Annotated in this window: 14 protein-coding genes; 6 read left to right on the top strand and 8 right to left on the bottom strand. The window is 42.4% G+C overall.

What is annotated here, in order from left to right; translation table 11 throughout:
• Nucleotides 1-208: 208 nt before the first annotated feature.
• The 8 genes from nrdG to BN161_RS17850 all read right to left on the bottom strand — a co-directional run bounded on the left by nrdG (nt 209) and on the right by BN161_RS17850 (nt 9,784).
• The gene (nrdG, locus tag BN161_RS17885; protein ID WP_007218695.1) at nt 209-718 is read right to left on the bottom strand and encodes an anaerobic ribonucleoside-triphosphate reductase activating protein; all 510 of its coding nucleotides are present in this window, start codon (nt 716-718) and stop codon (nt 209-211) included.
• A 32-nt stretch (nt 719-750) separates the two neighbouring features.
• Complete coding sequence (locus BN161_RS17880; RefSeq protein ID WP_044268937.1) at nt 751-2,958, bottom strand: anaerobic ribonucleoside triphosphate reductase; 2,208 nt, start codon at nt 2,956-2,958, stop codon at nt 751-753.
• 306 nt (nt 2,959-3,264) lie between these two features.
• Nucleotides 3,265-4,359, bottom strand: coding sequence for a TlpA disulfide reductase family protein (locus BN161_RS17875; RefSeq protein WP_044268935.1), 1,095 nt, complete (start codon nt 4,357-4,359; stop codon nt 3,265-3,267).
• A 123-nt stretch (nt 4,360-4,482) separates the two neighbouring features.
• Complete coding sequence (locus BN161_RS17870) at nt 4,483-5,022, bottom strand: 30S ribosomal protein S16 (protein WP_044268932.1); 540 nt, start codon at nt 5,020-5,022, stop codon at nt 4,483-4,485.
• A gap of 159 nt (nt 5,023-5,181) precedes the next feature.
• A complete protein-coding gene (locus BN161_RS17865; RefSeq protein WP_025834286.1) occupies nt 5,182-5,427 on the bottom strand; it encodes an RNA recognition motif domain-containing protein in 246 nt (81 codons plus the stop codon).
• Nucleotides 5,428-5,656: 229 nt separating this feature from the next.
• Nucleotides 5,657-6,964 carry a Na+/H+ antiporter NhaC family protein gene (locus BN161_RS17860; RefSeq protein WP_044268926.1) on the bottom strand — a complete coding sequence of 436 codons (1,308 nt, stop codon included), beginning with the start codon at nt 6,962-6,964 and terminating at the stop codon, nt 5,657-5,659.
• Between the two features lie 260 nt (nt 6,965-7,224).
• A complete protein-coding gene (locus BN161_RS17855) occupies nt 7,225-8,715 on the bottom strand; it encodes a UxaA family hydrolase (RefSeq protein WP_044268963.1) in 1,491 nt (496 codons plus the stop codon).
• Nucleotides 8,716-8,725: 10 nt separating this feature from the next.
• Complete coding sequence (locus BN161_RS17850; RefSeq protein WP_007218685.1) at nt 8,726-9,784, bottom strand: LacI family DNA-binding transcriptional regulator; 1,059 nt, start codon at nt 9,782-9,784, stop codon at nt 8,726-8,728.
• A gap of 255 nt (nt 9,785-10,039) precedes the next feature.
• Here BN161_RS17850 and BN161_RS17845 point away from each other — a divergent pair, with 255 nt between their 5' ends.
• The 6 genes from BN161_RS17845 to BN161_RS17815 all read left to right on the top strand — a co-directional run bounded on the left by BN161_RS17845 (nt 10,040) and on the right by BN161_RS17815 (nt 17,563).
• Nucleotides 10,040-11,065, top strand: a complete 1,026-nt coding sequence (locus BN161_RS17845) for a sugar kinase (protein WP_022210192.1) — start codon at nt 10,040-10,042, stop codon at nt 11,063-11,065.
• A 17-nt stretch (nt 11,066-11,082) separates the two neighbouring features.
• Nucleotides 11,083-11,751 (top strand): bifunctional 4-hydroxy-2-oxoglutarate aldolase/2-dehydro-3-deoxy-phosphogluconate aldolase, encoded by a 669-nt coding sequence (locus BN161_RS17840; RefSeq protein ID WP_044268920.1) that lies wholly within the window; start codon nt 11,083-11,085, stop codon nt 11,749-11,751.
• 575 nt (nt 11,752-12,326) lie between these two features.
• Nucleotides 12,327-14,417, top strand: coding sequence for an LruC domain-containing protein (locus tag BN161_RS29510; RefSeq protein ID WP_044268914.1), 2,091 nt, complete (start codon nt 12,327-12,329; stop codon nt 14,415-14,417).
• Between the two features lie 11 nt (nt 14,418-14,428).
• Entirely contained in the window at nt 14,429-15,601 is a 1,173-nt protein-coding gene (locus BN161_RS17825) for a glycosyltransferase (RefSeq protein ID WP_044268911.1), read from the top strand.
• A gap of 34 nt (nt 15,602-15,635) precedes the next feature.
• On the top strand, nt 15,636-16,691 hold the full coding sequence (locus BN161_RS17820) for a glycosyltransferase family 2 protein (RefSeq protein WP_044268908.1): 1,056 nt from the start codon (nt 15,636-15,638) through the stop codon (nt 16,689-16,691).
• Complete coding sequence (locus tag BN161_RS17815) at nt 16,688-17,563, top strand: alpha-1,2-fucosyltransferase (protein ID WP_044268905.1); 876 nt, start codon at nt 16,688-16,690, stop codon at nt 17,561-17,563. Before BN161_RS17820 ends, BN161_RS17815 begins: the two co-directional genes overlap by 4 nt.
• Nucleotides 17,564-17,566: the final 3 nt, after the last annotated feature.

The following is a 17,566-nucleotide window of genomic DNA, read 5'->3' as shown; positions in this document are numbered from 1 at the left end:
AATGATAATAAGTTATAATTATGGGAATTTCTGAAAGGAGGAAGGCAAGAAAGGAGAGAGAGTGTGTCAAAACTGAATAAAAGAACGCAAATTACACAAATTACGCAAATAACAAATCAGATAAGCTCTGATTATCAGAAGCCTAAAAAACCATTATTTGTGTAATTTGTGTTCTAATCCTTATTTTGACACACCTTCATACTGATTATTAAGCAATGCGAGGTACGGGATTATAGTTGTATGTCACTACCTCTTCTGCCTGTAATGAAGCCTGTACGTCAATCAAGCGTTGGTTTTTACTTCCGCGGAAGCACAGGCTTTCATCCCGTAGTTCCTGTTTGAATTTCCCGTCTACCAGTACATCGATATACTGCAACAGTTTGGCCTGTAGTGGATTGCGTAGCAGAGTCTCAAAAGTATATCCTGTATAGCACCAGATGTTCTTGTTACTTTTTTCCTTGATGGCACATGCCAGTTCTGTAAATCCCTCGGGTTGGTACATCGGATCTCCGCCACTGAATGTTACGTCTGCAAAATTGTCGGCAAGCACTTTCGCCAGAATTTCGTCTGTCGACATCCAGCGTCCCCGGTTGATATCCCAGGATTCAGGATTATGGCAACCGGGGCATCTGTTCGGGCATCCGGCAGCATAAATGGAGGTCCGGAAGCCCGGACCGTCCACTGTAGTATCTTCTATAATGTCAAGGATAGAAAGCACGTTGATAGTGATTAGTGATTAACGATTAGTGATTAGTTATGAATGACACGGTCGTTGAGTTCCGCCAGTTTGGCATTGTTCCAGCGGTCGGTAGTACCTACCAGGTAACCGGTGATACGTTGTAACTTATCGATGTGCGTGCTGCCACATTTCGGACAGGCTTCCAGATTCGGAGTAGAGTTTTCATATCCGCATTCCAGACAGCGGTTGCGGTTATGGTTTACTGAGCCGTATCCGATATTATACTGGTCCATCATGTCCACTACACGCATGATGACCTCAGGATTGTGTGTCGCATCACCGTCTATTTCTACATAGAAAATATGTCCGCCACGTGTCAGTTCATGATACGGAGCTTCCACTTCTGCCTTATGGCGGGCGCTACACTTATAATATACAGGCACATGATTGGAATTAGTGTAATAATCCCGGTCTGTAATTCCCGGCAATACACCAAACTTCTTACGATCTGCCCCTGTGAATTTGCCGGATAGTCCTTCGGCAGGCGTAGCCAGCACACTGTAATTATGGTGATACTGATCAGAGAATTGGTCGGCGCGGTCGCGCATATAAGTTACTATTTTTACTCCCAGTTTTTGTGCTTCTTCCGATTCTCCGTGATGTTTGCCAGTAAGGGCAACCAGACATTCTGCCAAACCTATGAAACCTATGCCCAACGTTCCCTGATTGATAACAGAGGCAATTGTATCGTTTGGTTTCAGTTTTTCGCAACCTACCCATAGGGCAGACATCAGCAATGGGAATTGCTTGGCAAATGCAGTTTTCTGGAATTCCATACGTTCGTGCAGTTGGCGTGCAGTGACTTCGAGCATTGAATCCAGTTTTGCGAAGAATTTGGCTATACGCAATTCTTCATCTTCTATCTTCATACACTCGATAGCCAGGCGTACGATATTAATGGTAGAAAAAGAGATATTTCCGCGTCCGATTGAAGTTTTCGGTCCGAAACGGTTTTCGAATACACGCGTACGGCATCCCATGGTGGCTACTTCATGCTGATAGCGTTTCGGGTCATCTGCCTTCCACTCTTCGCTTTGGTTGAAAGTAGCGTCCAGATTGAGGAAATTCGGAAAGAAGCGGCGGGCCGTCACTTTGCAGGCAAGCTGGTAGAGGTCATAGTTCCGGTCTTCCGGCAGATAGCTCACACCACGTTTCTTTTTCCATATCTGAATAGGGAATATGGCTGTTTCGCCGTTACCTACACCTTGATAGGTACTTTTCAGAAGTTCGCGGATGATGCAGCGTCCTTCGGCAGATGTATCCGTGCCGTAATTGATAGAACTGAATACTACCTGGTTACCACCGCGTGAGTGAATGGTATTCATATTATGGATGAATGCTTCCATTGACTGATGTACACGTGCTACAGTCTTGTTAATGGCATGTTGCACAATGCGTTTCTCGTCGGACAGTCCATCCAGCGGCTGTTGCAGATAGTCTGTAAGCTCTTTCTGATATAGATGTGAATAATCCTTTCCGTTCAGCTCTTCCAGATTCTTGATTTCTTCGATATAGCTGTTGCGTACGTAGGGTGCCAGATAAAAGTCGAATGCCGGGATAGCCTGGCCGCCGTGCATTTCATTCTGTGCAGTTTCCAGTGAGATACATCCCAGGATACTTGCTGTTTCGATGCGTTTGGCAGGACGGGATTCACCGTGTCCGGCAGAAAAGCCGCAGGTCAAAATACGATCCAATGGATGCTGAACACATGTCAGGCTCTTGGTAGGGTAGTAGTCCTTGTCATGAATATGCAGGTAATTGCCGCTTACGGCTTCCAGTACTTCATCGCTTAGCAGATAGTCATCCACAAAGGGTTTGGTCGTTTCACTGGCAAACTTCATCATCATGCCTGCCGGGGTATCGGCATTCATGTTTGCATTTTCCCGTGTTACGTCATTGGATTTTATTTCTATAATCTCCAGAAACATGTCGCGCGTCTTGGCTTTACGGGCAATGCTGCGCTGATTGCGGTAAGCGATATATTTCTGTGCTACATCTTTCCGGCTACTCTTCATCAGTTCCATTTCTACGGCATCCTGAATGGCTTCCACCGTCATTTGTGCACTTCCCTTGAAAGATATATGATCTGTGATTTGGCGTATCAATTGCAGGTCCTCGCCTTTATCCGTATGTAACATTGCTTTACGGATGGCAGTTACTATTTTCTCTTCATTGAAACCGACTATACGTCCGTCTCTTTTGATTACAGTCTGTATCATGGTCTCGTTTTAATTTTTTAGTTATCCATTAGAATTGGGAGTGCAAAGGTATAAACTTATCTGTGAGTTTTTGTTTTTGGAAAACTTTTGTCGGTCTAAAATATGTTAATCAATTGATTTCTAGTTGTGTAAAAGTGTAAAGTGGATAACTTTCTGTATTAGTCGGTTTTCTAAAGTTGTTCAAAATGGAAAACTCTGTGTAGTAGGTAGATACAAAAAAGCTCCCTTGCTACATGTATTTGTAACAAGGGAACTTATACTATAAGAATAATTCCTTGACTGTGATTATTCTTTTCCGGACAAAGATTATTTCAATACTTCAGCCAACTTTTTCTGCAATTCTTCACCGTGCAATCCGCGTGCGATGATAGTTCCTTCACCGTCGATCAATACAGTGTGAGGAATGCTGCTTACTGCATACAACTGAGCGCCTTCGCAATTCCAGTATTTCAGGTCAGACATTTGCGGCCAAGTGATGTTCAGTTTCTCGATAGCATCTTTCCATGCTTCGCCACTTTGATCCAAAGATACACCTACGATTTCGAAACCTTTGTTCTTGTATTGAGCATAAGCTTCTACCAGGTTCGGCATTTCGCGACGGCAAGGACCACACCAGCTTGCCCAGAAGTCGATGAGTACCACTTTACCTTTACCTACATAGTCAGACAGTTTCACCGGTTTTCCGTCAGGAGTTGCCATTTCGAAATCTGTGAACTTCTGGCCTACAGCGGTAGCTTTCATCTTTTCTACGTTTCCTTTGATCTTGATGATAACTTCATCGTTAGCAAATTCAGTGGGAATTTGCGGCATCAACGGATCCAGTTCGTCTACTTCAAGGTAGTAGTAGTTATTCTTCAGCAAATGAACACCTACGAGGTTTGTAATATTCTTAGCGATACCTGCCTTGGTGATCTCCATTGACTTTTCTTGCAGATCGTTCATTTCCTTCATTTTGGCTTCGCGCTGTTCGTCAGTCAGTGTAGTATCTGACATGGACTCGTATATAGTCATCATTTGCTTGTTCAGATCATTCAGCTGAGCTCTGATTCCCTGATAAGCATCGTTGCTCGGCGTACCGGTAGCAGAGTCATTATCGCGGGTTAAATTGATCTTGATATTACCGTTTTCAAGGAAGAAGTCCATCAGGATACCTTCTTTTCCTGCCGGTCTGCAGGTTACGTAACGGTTCGCAGCAGTATCTTGTACGCCTTTGAAGGTGAATGTACCTTTGGTGATTACTGCGGAGTCTACTTTTACAAGATTTCTTCCGTCTACTTTTTGCAAAAATACGGTGTCGCCGTCAGCTCCACCCTCTACGGTTCCGGTTACCACGTAACCTTTGTTTCCGCTACAGGCGGCAACGATAGCAGCCACAGCGAGCAGATAGATAAATTTTTTCATTGCTTTTATTATTAAGTAAAAATATGTGGCTACAAAGATAGTCAATAAAAAATCCCCTCCGGCATAACCGGAGAGGATTTTATAGTTTTAATCCCATTTTTCGTAATCGCACTGTGCTTACTATTATTCGGCGGCAGCTTCAGCAACGGGAGCCTCTGTTGCCTCTTCAGCAGGAGCTTCAGCGGCAGCTTTTTCTGCTTCTTCAGCAGCTTTCTTTTCAGCCAATGCTTTAGCTTTTTCAGCGTTCACTTTCTTTTCAGCTTCCAGACGTGCTTTTGCTTCAGCTTTCTTAGTTTCTTCGTCTTTAGCTTTCAGAGCAGCCAAACCGCTTTGTTTGTTGTTCTTCCAAGCTTCGAATTTAGCTTCTGCTTCAGCTTCGCCAAATGCGCCCTTGGTAACGCCACCTAAAAGGTGTTTTTTCATGTAAACGCCTTCGCGTGACAAGATGTTACGAACAGTGTCAGTCGGTTGTGCACCTTTCATAACCCAGTCAAGTGCGCGGTCGAACTTCAAATCTACTGTGGCAGGATTGGTGTTCGGATTGTACGTACCAATCTTCTCAATAAATTTACCATCACGTGGTGCTCTTACATCAGCAATAACGATAGAGTAGAAAGCGTAGCTCTTACGTCCATGTCTTTGCAATCTGATTTTTGTTGCCATTTTAAATAATGTTTTAAATAAATGATTTGAATTATGCTACTATCTCGTAATAGCGGTTGCAAAGGTAGGGCTTTTATTTTGATTGACAAAGAGTTCCTAACAAAAAAGGATGGATTTCTATGAAATCCATCCTTTTAGTGACGTATTATCTGAGAATAATTAATTCTTCGGTAATGCTTCTTTAACTACCATCGGGCGACCTACATATTCAGCACCGTTCAATGCATTGATAGCGTTAGATGCTTCTGTAGAATCCGGCATTTCAATAAATGCAAATCCTTTGGATCTTCTTGTTTCGCGGTCAGTGATGATTCTTACTGAATCTACTGTTCCGTACTCTTCCATAACATCTCTCAAGTCTTGTTCTCTAACCTTGTAATTCAGGTTACCTACATACAAATTCATAAATCTAAATAAAATAATAAATTAATAATTCAATAAACAAAGTTTTTGGAAGTTGTTAGGTCAGAGATGGAAATACTCAATGCAGAGGAAATACATACGTGAAATAATCAAATCAAATAAACTTTCTTATTGTTCGGGTACAAAGTAACGCATTCTATTTCAATAATGCATCATCTTTTGCCATATTTTTTTTCAATATTTTCATTTTTTATTGGGTATGGGAGATTTTTTACGAATATTTCCGTGGATATCTCGCCAATATTGCCAGTAATGCACATATTCCCATTGTAAACGGATAATACAAACTGCCGATAATGCTGATGGGAGAGATTCCCGCTAATCCGGCGGCAATCAATAGTTGCGCTCCGTAAGGAATGATACCTTGTATCAGGCAGGAGAACGTGTCCAGGATACTGGCGGTCTTCCGGCGGTCCAGATGAAAGCGTTGGGCGATGTCCTTGGCTATCGGTCCGGTGGTAATGATGGCGATGGTATTGTTGGCGGTGCATAGATTGGCAACGCTGACGAGTGCGGCGATACTCAATTCTGCACCTCGCTTGCCTTTTACGTGACGTGTCAGGCGGGAGATTATGAAATCTATGCCTCCATTATACCGGATGGTTTCAAGCATGCCGCCCGCAAGTAAAGTGATGATGATAAGTTCTCCCATTCCCGTGATACCTGTTCCCATGGCGCCAAACCAGTCGAAGAAAGCTGTACTTATGTCTGTTCCGCTTGTAACAATACCTATGATGCCTGTGCTGAGGATACCTAGCAGCAAAACCAGCATTACATTTACGCCAGCCACTGCCGTGCCCAATACGATGAGGTAGGGGATAACCTTTATCCATTCAATCGCTTGCGTCTGTGCAGGGGCCGATATTGATAATCCTTGGAATATATAGATACATAGTACGACCAGTGCTGCCGGGACCACAATCATAAAGTTCACCCGGAACTTATCCCTCATCACACAATCCTGTGTTTTGGTGGATGCAATTGTTGTATCCGAAATAAATGAGAGATTATCTCCGAAGAATGAACCGCCCACTACAATGGCAACCATATATGGCAGATCGATACCGGTTTTTTCCGCCAGTCCGATGGCTACGGGTGTCAGGGCTACAATTGTTCCCACACTGGTGCCGATGGAAAGTGAAATGAAACAGGCAGCGATGAAAATTCCTGCCAGTAATAGGTTGTCCGGTAGTATGCTCAGAGTCAGGTTTACTGTAGCGTCGATTGCTCCCATCTGTTTGGCGCTCTGTGCAAAAGCTCCGGCAAGGATGAATATCCATATCATCAATATGATATTCTTATTGCTGGCTCCTACCGAGAATTGATACACCCGCTTTTCCAGACTCAATCCGCGCGTCAGTGCGATGGCATAGCAAGATGACAACAGGAATGCTACCGTAATAGGTACTTTATAGAAATCGTTTACAATCAATGAAGTCACAAGGTAAAGGCATAAAAATACCGCCAGCGGGCTCAGTGCCCACCATCCACCTTTTCGTTTATTCGCTGTATTTGTCATTTTAATATATATTGTAACACGTAAGGCATTCGGGCCGTTAGAGGAATTAATTTCTGTCGGGTTATGAATTCTTCACCACAGAGTAACGCGGAGTATCACGGAGTTCTATTCTTTGGGTTTCAAATTGATTAAACTCAGTGAGACTCTGTGGTGAAACATTAATCCGCTGCAAAATTATAAAAAACAAAGAGCGGAGCAAAATAGTTTTTGCCCGCCCTCTATCTCTTAATTGTCAATTGTCAATCGTCAATTGTCAATTGTTATAGCGTAACTCCCGTTTTGAAGATTGCGATTTCCTTGTAACCTTTCTTCTCGTTGTTCACGAATTCACCACTTGCCACCTGGATAATGTAATCGATAAACCGTTCGCAGGTCTTTTCCATCGGCTCGTTTTCCACGATAACTCCTGCATTGAAATCAATCCATCCCGGCTTATTCTTTGCCAGTATAGAGTTGGTGGAAATCTTCATGGTCGGCACATACGTTCCGAACGGTGTGCCGCGTCCTGTGGTGAACAATACCATGTGGCAACCGCAGGAAGCCAGTGCTGTTGCTGCCACCAGGTCATTTCCCGGAGCTGACAACAAATTCAATCCTTTTACTTTCAGACGTTCACCATACGGCAACACACCTTCCACGTAGCTTTTGCCACACTTCTGCGTACATCCCAAGGCTTTGTCTTCCAAAGTTGAGATACCACCCGCCTTGTTTCCCGGAGACGGATTTTCACCAACCGGTTCGCCATGTGAAAGGAAGTATTCCTTGAAGTCGTTAATCAGTTTCACAGTTTCTTCAAATAATTCCTTGTTGCGGCAACGGTTCATCAATATGGTCTCTGCACCGAACATTTCCGGAACTTCCGTCAATACGCTCGTACCACCTTGTGCCACCAGGAAATCGGAGAACATACCCAACAGCGGATTGGCTGTGATACCGGAGAAACCATCCGATCCGCCACACTTTAAGCCTACTCGCAATTCACTCAGGGGTACATCCACACGTTCGTCCTTGCTGGCTTTTTCATACAGCTCCCGCAACAGTTTCATGCCTTCTTCGTACTCATCTCCTACTTTCTGCGTTACCATGAATTTTACACGGTCTTCGTCATATTCTCCCAGGAACTCACGGAACACATCCGGCTGATTGTTTTCACAGCCTAAGCCCACTACCAGCACTGCACCTGCATTGGGGTGCAATACCATGTCCCGCAGGATTTTCTTAGTGTTTTCGTGGTCGTCTCCCAATTGCGAGCATCCATAGTTGTGCGGATATGCCATAATCGCATCCACTCCTTTGCCGCCGGTTTCCCGGCGCAGACCTTCGGCCAGCTGGTTGATGATACCATTCACGCAACCTACGGTCGGTATAATCCACACCTCGTTGCGAATTCCCACTTCGCCGCTTTTACGACGATAACCTTTGAATGTCAGATCCTTGTGTGGAATGTCCAGCGTAACGCTTGTCGGATTGTATGTATAGTCCAGCAACCCAGCCAGGTTTGTCTGAATATTATTCTCATTCATCCAATCCCCCTGTTTCTTAGCCATGCGTGCATGGCCGATAGGGTACCCGTATTTAATGACGTTTTCGCCCTCTGCAAAGTCTTTCAATGCAAATTTATGTCCGGCGGGCACTTCCTCACTCAGAGTGATTTCCGTCCCGTCCACCGTGAGCTTTTCTCCTGCCGGCAGTGTCACGATAGCGACAGCTACATTATCCGCAGGGTTGATTTTAAGGTACTTAGTTTCCATAATTACTTTATTATTTATTTGAATAAAATTCAATATTCTCCTTCGTAAGCAAGTCTATCGGCATAAAGTTTTCTCTTGGTACTTCCTTTTTGAAGATCAGGTAGTCACACAATGCTTTGATGCCATCGAATCCCTGTAATTCAGGCTGTTGAGCGATGAGAAAGGATACACTGCCTTCCATCAGGCATTTCACGTTGCGTTCCAGCAAGTCATATCCCATCAGTTTAAAGTCTGTTTTTTGTTGCTTCAATAAATATTCTCCGACAATGTAAACTTTTGAATTGAAAGTGATGCCATTCTTTACGTTCGGATGTTTTCTGAAAAAATCATTCAGCATCTGTGCGTCATCACTGTCTCGCTTGGCGTGCAGGTTCAGTTCCCAGATGCGGCAATCGGGGTGATGCTTCAGCATGTATTCACGAAATCCTATTTCCCGGCGCTCTTGCTGGTTAGAACCTACAATACCTTCGTTTATCTTGCGGAAAATTACAATTTCCCGTTCCCCGCCTGCAAGCAACATCATCATCCGTGCGGCGAAGTATCCACTCTGGTGCGAATTCTGCCCGAAAAAGGAGAGGGCAGGCTGATCTTTCAAATTGGAGTCTATATATATATAAGGTATAGAGCGTTTGTTTAGTTCCTCTGTAAACGGTTTCGTATATTGCGGTACGGTAGGGGCGAACATAATCCCGTCCGGCTCCTGTTCCAGGATATTCCGGGCAACATCTCCGAATGAATGATAGTCGAACGGATCGTAATAGGAGAGGTTCACGGAGATATTGAAGTCCGAGTACGCTACCAGTGCGTCCTGGATACCGGCTTCTACGGCAGTCCAATATTCGCCTTTCTCATGTTGCGGCAGCAGACAGGAGAATGCATATTTCTTGTTCGATGCCAGTGCGCTGGCGTACATATTGGGTTGGTAATCCAGCTGTTTCAGAATTTCCTCCACCCGTTTCCGGCTGGCCTCCGATACTCCGCTGCGTCCGTGTATCACCCGGTCTACTGTTCCCACCGATACGTCCGCCATTTTGGCGATATCTTTAATGCGTATTCTTTCAGACCCCATATCAATTACGATTTAACAATTTACGGTTCTTTGTGTCCGCACACAATAATAATCTTAATATTTTCGACACAAATATATGACAATTTTTGTAATTACGAAAATTGTTGTATCTTTGTGCCCGCACACGAAGGCTATGAAGAACGAACCTTATTTTAGTTTACTCTCCATAGTATCAAGTGGTTAAGGCGGTTTTTAGCCTTAAGATGACAAATTGAAAGTTATAAATTAATCACATATTAAAAAAATAATAAGATTATGGGAAAGAAAGTCGTTACATTAGGCGAGATCATGTTGAGATTGTCCACCCCGGGAAATACCCGTTTTGTTCAGTCTGATTCATTTGACGTAGTATATGGTGGTGGTGAAGCAAATGTAGCTGTCAGCTGTGCCAACTATGGACATGACGCTTACTTTGTGACTAAATTGCCGAAACACGAAATCGGTCAATCAGCTGTGAACGCACTGCGCAAATATGGTGTAAAAACAGATTTCATTGCCCGTGGTGGCGACCGTGTAGGTATCTACTATCTTGAAACAGGTGCTTCTATGCGTCCCAGCAAAGTAATCTATGACCGTGCACATTCTGCCATTGCTGAAGCAGATGCAGCTGACTTCGATTTTGATGCAATCATGGAAGGTGCCGATTGGTTCCACTGGTCCGGTATCACTCCCGCTATCTCCGATAAGGCAGCCGAACTGACAAAATTGGCTTGTGAAGCTGCAAAACGCCATGGCGTTACGGTATCGGTTGACCTCAACTTCCGTAAGAAACTCTGGACGAAAGAAAAAGCACAATCCATCATGAAGCCGTTGATGCAGTTTGTTGATGTTTGTATCGGTAACGAAGAAGATGCGGAGCTCTGTCTGGGCTTCAAACCCGACGCTGATGTAGAAGGTGGAAAGACTGATGCTGAAGGCTACAAGGGTATCTTCAAGGCAATGGCTAAAGAATTCGGATTCAAATATGTTATTTCTACTTTGCGTGAATCATTCTCTGCAAGTCATAATGGTTGGAAGGCAATGATTTATAACGGTGAAGAATTCTACGAATCTAAACGTTACGATATCAATCCGATCGTTGACCGTGTAGGTGGTGGTGACTCTTTCTCCGGTGGTATTATCCACGGTTTGCTGACGAAGCCTAACCAGGGTGCAGCTCTCGAATTTGCCGTAGCCGCTTCTGCCTTGAAGCACACTATCAATGGAGACTTCAATCTGGTATCGGTAGAAGAAGTTGAAGCATTGGCTGGTGGTGATGCAAGTGGACGTGTTCAACGCTAAAAAATAATCATAAGAAAATGGCAAAGTTTGATAAAATAGCTGTGCTGAACAAAATTGGTTCAACCGGCATGGTTCCTGTATTTTACCATAAAGATGCAGAAGTTGCAAAAAAAGTAGTGAAAGCTTGTTACGAAGGTGGTGTTCGTGCCTTCGAATTTACTAACCGTGGTGACTTTGCTCACGAAGTATTTGCTGAGGTTGTGAAATTTGCAGCGAAAGAGTGCCCGGAGATGGCTATGGGCGTAGGTTCTATCGTTGATCCAGCTACGGCTGCTCTTTACTTGCAATTGGGTGCCAACTTCGTTGTAGGCCCATTGTTTAACCCTGAAATCGCTAAGATTTGCAACCGCCGTTTGGTGGCCTACACTCCGGGATGCGGAAGTGTTTCAGAAGTAGGTTTCGCTCAGGAAGCAGGATGCGATCTTTGCAAAATATTTCCGGGTGACGTTCTCGGAGCAAAACTGGTAAAAGGTTTGTTGGCTCCGATGCCGTGGTCTAAGCTGATGGTTACCGGTGGGGTAGAACCTACTCAGGAAAACCTGACTTCCTGGATCAAAGCCGGTGTATTCTGTGTGGGTATGGGTTCGAAACTCTTCCCGAAGGACAAGGTAGCCGCGGAAGACTGGACTTACGTTACGGAAAAATGTAAGGAAGCTCTGGCTTATATCGCAGAAGCAAGAAAATAAGATATTTCATTTTGTTTAAAGGTGTTTAAAGGGGACAACCATTGGAGTTGGCGGGTCAAAGCCACTCCAGTGGTTTGTTTTTTCATAGATAACCGTAAATGAAGCTGGATAAATTTTAAAAGATGTTATAAAATATGCCATTTTATATGCAACTGTTTGCGCACACGGAAAATCTTCTTACCTTTGCATCGCAGTTGGGAAACTGCTCATGAATTTGACTTTTAAATAAATTAGTTTTTAAGTTTTCAATAAAGGGATTAGTTAGGTAAAAAGATTCGTTAATAGTTTTTTTATAGGATAAATTTTGGATTAATAGGTAATTAGGTAAAAAAGGTTGTGTTTTTATAGGTAATTGATTTTTAGGTAAAAAGAAGATTGATTTTTAGGTAACAATTTTAGATGCAATTAAAAGAAAAGCCTCTATGGCTTTTCTTACAGAGGCGAGGGGTTCGTGAGAGCTTGCTCGTTTTTATGTTCCATTTACGAAAAATGGGACATTTTTTTCTTAAAGAGATGATGATTCTTTCAGTTATTTTGTATATTTTTGTAGCAAAATGTATTAAAAACAGCTACGTATGAAAAGAACATTATTTTCGATGGCAATGATAGCCGCTTTGGCTGTTGCTTCCTGCATGGATAATGATGTGTATGACCCAAACAAGAACACTGACGAGCCAGCTCTTGACCTGTCTTTCTCATTCGCATTAAAATCTTCTAAAAATCTTTCTCTGTCCGCTTTCAATGCTGAAGGCAATCCCGGAAGAGGTGTACTATTTAATGTCTACCTTGAAGATCCCCGTACAGATGAAGGTATCTCTCACGACGTAGAACCGGTATATACCGGTTACACAAATAACCAAGGCGTTCTGCAAACACAGGTCACCTTGCCGGAAAATGTAAGAAAGCTGTATGTATATCCTGTAACCTTCGGTTACGGACAAACGCAAGAAGTAAATGTGGCGGAAAACATGTCGCTCGCTTTCCATGCGGTAGCTTTTCCCATGCTTACAGGGACTCGTGCCGAGACGCGGGCGGTTGATTTATCACAGATTGCTTATAAGCGTATCTACGATAAGCGCTATAACGTTTTTTCTGCTTTTGCGGCGGATGACGCCAACAGCAACGGCATTCTGATTCCCGGCAAATCTCCTTTGGTCACAAAAGAAGAACTGCCTGCCGCTTTCCTCGACCTGGTGAATTCCTGGTACCCTGAAAAGTCATTTCAGAATGAGGAAGCGCTGAACCTTTCCAGTGATTTGGTCGTTACGGATAATGCCGGCGCGGAAATCTGGGTAACCTACATTGGCGATGGCGGTTTTGGAGCCGATAATAGATACGGCTCGTTGCTTTACTATAGCTATGAGGCCGGAGAACTGGCTTCCAATGCTGATTCTTATAAAGGAGAGGATGGAACTCCGGATGATATAGGGATGCGTTTGACAATGATTTTCCCGAATGTCAATTCGGTTCAATGTGCATCCGGTATAAAAGTGCAACTACTATATTGGGATAAAAATAAAGGAAAATACGATACGGTTTTCCCAAAGGATACCCGCGTTGGTTTCGTATTTGCCCGTTCGGCGTATAAAAAACTGGGCACCGCTATCGATGATGCCGGTTCCTATTGGTTTGCGCAACCGCTAAATGCACCGGTAACCAATTATAATTATCCGAAGTATGAATTATTTTATTCCACCCCCTGCCTGAATGGCAAAGGTATCAATAAGTCCAATGCCATCATACGTTCCTGTCCCGATTATAATTGCCTTATAGCTGGTATGGATGCACGCTATTGGGATGACACTTCGGTAAAAAATGACCGCGATTATAATGATGTACTTTTTAAGATTGTGGCCAATCCGCCGAAGGGTATCACTCCTGAGAATGACATAGATCCCGAGCCGGTGTCCCCATTCGATGCTCAGCATGGCACTTTGGCTTTTGAAGATCTTTGGCCTGCCAAGGGAGACTATGATTTTAATGATTTGGTGGTTGATTATACCTATAAGCGCGTTAAGAATACTTCGGGCATTGATAAGGTAAAGCTGTTGCTGAAGCCTGTGGCACGCGGTGGAACCAAAGAGAGTGGTTTTGGCATTGAATTGCCCTTTTCGGCTAGGCTGGTAGACGGTGTATCGGGAGCAACGTTGGAAAACCCCGGTTCCGGTGAGAATGCCGTCCTGATCGTATGGAATAATACGAACAGTGTGTTTGGCGGTTCAGGAATAGTCAATACCTATAAGTCCCAAAGTTACAGGAGCATACCGGCAACAGAGGTCACGGTCGGCCTGAACGCCCCTCTTGCTGATGCCGAAGTGAACTTCATCAGGTTCAATCCCTTCATTTTCGTCGATGGCGAGCGCGGTCATGAGATACACCTGGTAGATTATGCGCCCACTTCGAAGATGGACGTTTCCTTGCTGGGCATGAAACTTGACCGTTCCGACGCTTCGAAAGGTGTATACTATCGTATGGATAATACTTATCCGTGGGTACTCGATATTCCCCGGACTTCCTCTTCCTCACCTTCCTGGTGCTATCCGGCAGAGACGGAGGATATTACGGGTGTCTATCTGAATTATGAGAAGTGGACTCAGAATAAGACGAATTATGATTGGTTCGATGCCTCTGTGGCGGGCAACGTAAATAAGGATAAACTATATTAAAAACTTTAATCTTGGAACAGGTACTGCTTATACTCGATTGGATTTTATACGTATTGTTTACGATAAATATATTGTATTTATTGGTTTATAGTTTGGCGTCGCTCCGGCATCACCCCGATAAACCAGTTCTTGCGAAAGAGCATAAGCGGTTTGCTTTGCTGATAGCTGCGTATAAGGAAGATACTGTTATTATAGATACGGTACAGGCCTGTCTGGCGCAGGATTATCCAAGTGATAAATACGATGTAGTCGTGATTTCAGATCACATGCAGCCTTCTACAAACGAAAAACTCCGTGCGTTACCAATCAAGCTGCTTCAGGTGGATTTTGAGAAAAGTACGAATACGAAATCGTTGAAGGCAGCCCTTGAGTATTTGGATAAGGATTCCTATGATGTGGCTCTAATAATAGATGCTGATAATATCATAAATCCTTCCTATCTCGTAGAGGTGAATAATGCTTTTGGCAATCCGGAGGTACATGTCATTCAAACACATCGGGTTGCGAAGAATCTGAATACGGATATGGCTTATCTGGATGCGATCAGTGAGGAGATAAATAATTCTATATTTCGTTTGGGGCATGTGAATCTGGGTATGTCGGCTGCTTTGATAGGTTCCGGTATGGCTTTTGAATATTCTCTGTTTTATAAAGCAATGATGAGCAATACTTCGGTTGGCGGTTTCGACAGAGTTTTAGAGATGAAATTGCTTTATCATCGTGTCTTTTTCCACTATTTGCCGGATACTTATGTGCTGGATGAAAAGATACAGAAAACCAAAAACTTCTATCAACAAAGGAGGCGTTGGCTGTCTGCGCAATATTATAGCTTAGGAGAATTTATGTGTCATTTACTCCCGGCTATTCATGGTAGAAAATGGGATTTTTGTGATAAGTTGTTTCAACAAGCTGCTTTTTCACGGGTACTATTATTAGGGTTTACGTTTATTTTTTCCGTATGCCTGTCTATATGGTTTCCTTCGTTGGCATATAAATGGTGGATTATTTTCGGTCTATTGCTGCTTGCGTTGATAGTTGCAATACCTCGTTATTTCTGGAAATGGCGTTTGGCGAAGGCAATATGCTTTGTTCCCTATTCGTTTTTATTGATGGTAATTAATTTGTTCCGGTTAAAAGAGGCGAATAAAAAGTTCATTCATACTACTCATGGAATAGAAGAATAAATTAGTGTATTAACGCTTATGTACATATGTTGATATGAAGCTTTGTAATCCTGAAATATCTGTGATTGTTCCCGTATATAGAGTAGAAAGGTGTTTACCTCGTTGTATAGAAAGTATACTGAAACAGTCTTTTAGAAATTTTGAGTTATTATTGATAGATGATGGTAGCCCTGATTACAGTGGGGAAATTTGTGAGAAATATGCATGCAAGGATAAACGTATTCGTGTTTTTCATCAGAAGAATGCTGGAGTGAGTATAGCTCGTAATTATGGTTTGTGTCAAGCTAAAGGTGTGTATATAGTTTTTGTTGATTCGGATGACTGGGTACAAGGAAATTATCTGAAGGATTTGTATGATAGTGCGTCTGCTCTTCCGGGAAATGGTTTAGTGATACAAGGTGCTGTGCGGATTACGATTGAGGGAGTTTTATTATCTGATATATCATTGCCAGATCGTTACTTCTCTTTTCAGGAGATAGGTGATGCCTTTATAAAAGAGCATATCTGTGAGTTCGGATTTCCTTGGGGTAAATTGTATAAGAGAAGTCTTATAGAGACGTTCTCTATTCGCTTTCCTGAAAATATCAATTATTATGAAGATATGCTTTTTATGTATCAATATTTGTTACATTGTGATTATCTACTGCTAGGACATGCGAAAAACTATGTATATGTAGCTTATCCTTTTACTTCACTTTCCGCTCGAATCCATCCATTCGAATCGGAATATGCATGTTGGACTCTCTATCAGGAACTCTTGAAGAAAATGATAACAGTTTGGCCTTTTGACATTGACAAGACACGGATACCTCTTCATTTAAAAATGTTGGTACGTCGTATTTTAAAGAGTGACTATCAAGTGGAACGAAGAGTACCTAAAAATATGCGGATACGCCATTTAAAAGATTTTGTTTCTCAAAATAGTGATGTGGTGAAAGAGTCTTATTATTATGTATATGGGAAAAATGATAGATTAGGGCGTTATCTTTTGCTTTCTCGTCACTATGTAATATATGATTTATATATACGTATATTGTATTATTTTATAAGAATTGTCCGGAAATTGATAAACAATAGAGGTGTTGTATGAAAATAGTTATACCTGCATGGGGATTAGGAAATGTAATGTTTCAGTATGCCTTTTTATGCGAATTACGCACACGAAGTAAAGATGGATGCTGCTTTGTTGTGCATCGTCGTATGAAATTTGACCATCAAGGATACGAGTTGGATAAGTTGTTTAAAAAGGTAAATCCATATAAAGGGCTGAATTTGTTTCAAAAAGCCTATATACATACTATTGAATTTTTAGGTGGTCGTGGCTTGCCACATTATAAATTGATAACATGGTTTTTTAAAGAAATCTGGCCAAAGGAAAATTTTATTTTTTATGAAGACATATTTCAGTATGGACGTAAAAACTGTATGCTTTGTGGTACATGGCAAAGTCTAAAGTATTTTGAACATGTGCAATCGGAGGTGAAAGAGACATTTACGTTTGATGAAAAAATGTTATCTCCTTACACCAAGGAATTTTTAATGCGTATTATTGAGACATCTGATAGTGTTAGTATTCATGTCAGGAGAGGAGATTATGCATCGGGCAATTTTGATGGTTTTTTATTATGTTGTCCTATTGATTATTTTAAACGGGCTGTTGAATATATGAAGGCACATTTGGCACACCCTGTTTTTTATGTTTTTTCTGATGATATAGAATATGTGCGAGAGTATTTTGGGGAAGAAAATATGGTGTTTATTGATGGAAATCGGAAAGAAGACTCTTGGCAAGATATGTTCTTAATGAGTCGATGTCATCACAATATTATTGCAAATTCTACATTTAGTTGGTGGGGGGCTTATTTAAATGCATATAATGATAAAATTGTTATTGCCCCTAAACGCTGGTGGTATTATTTTGAGAAAGATGACGTTGTGCCAGAAAGTTGGCTTAGGATGTAATAA

It is taken from the genome of Bacteroides timonensis (assembly GCF_000513195.1).
GTDB classification, from domain to species: domain Bacteria; phylum Bacteroidota; class Bacteroidia; order Bacteroidales; family Bacteroidaceae; genus Bacteroides; species Bacteroides timonensis.
The sequence above is the reverse complement of the archived record's forward strand: the minus strand, read 5'-3'. Positions and strand labels throughout refer to the sequence as shown.